Consider the following 628-nt stretch of genomic DNA (forward strand, 5'->3'; position numbering starts at 1 on the left):
CTGGGCCATGACCAGGCGCGCACCGGTCATCAGCGGCCAGAAGAACTCCCACACCGACACGTCGAAGCTGAACGGGGTTTTCTGCAGCACGCTGTCACTGGCGTCCAGGCCATAGGCTTTCTGCATCCACCACAGGCGGTTGACCAGTGCCTGGTGGCTGTTGCCGGCGCCTTTCGGGCGGCCGGTGGAGCCGGAGGTGTAGATCACGTAGGCAAGGTTCAGCGGCGCCACGTCGATACCTGGGTTGGCATCGCTGTAGCCGGTCAAATCCTCGACATCCAGATCAAGGCTGCGCAGGCCAGCCGGGATCGGCAAGGCATCACGCAGGTGCGACTGGGTCAGCAGCAAGGCAATGCCGCTGTCTTCGAACATGTAGCTGAGGCGGTCCTGCGGGTACTCCGGGTCCAGCGGCACATAGGCGCCACCGGCTTTGACGATACCCAGCAAGCCGATAACCATCTCCAGGCTGCGCTCCATGGCGATGCCTACCAGCACGTCAGGGCCCACGCCCAGTTCCCGCAGCTTGTGCGCCAGCTGGTTGGCTTTGCCGTTGAGTTCGGCGTAGCTCAGGGTCTGCTCACCAAACATCAACGCCGGGGCGTCCGGGGTGGCGAACACCTGGGCTTCG

At 64.0% G+C, this 628-nt stretch carries 1 protein-coding gene; it reads right to left on the reverse strand.

Going from position 1 to position 628, the window contains the following annotated elements; genetic code table 11:
* On the reverse strand, positions 1 to 628 hold a 628-nt coding region (locus tag HU750_RS26965), incomplete at both ends, for an AMP-binding protein (protein WP_186683383.1).

The sequence above is a fragment of the Pseudomonas sp. SWRI50 genome, assembly GCF_014269095.1.
In the GTDB taxonomy this organism is placed as follows: Bacteria; Pseudomonadota; Gammaproteobacteria; order Pseudomonadales; family Pseudomonadaceae; genus Aquipseudomonas; species Aquipseudomonas kermanshahensis.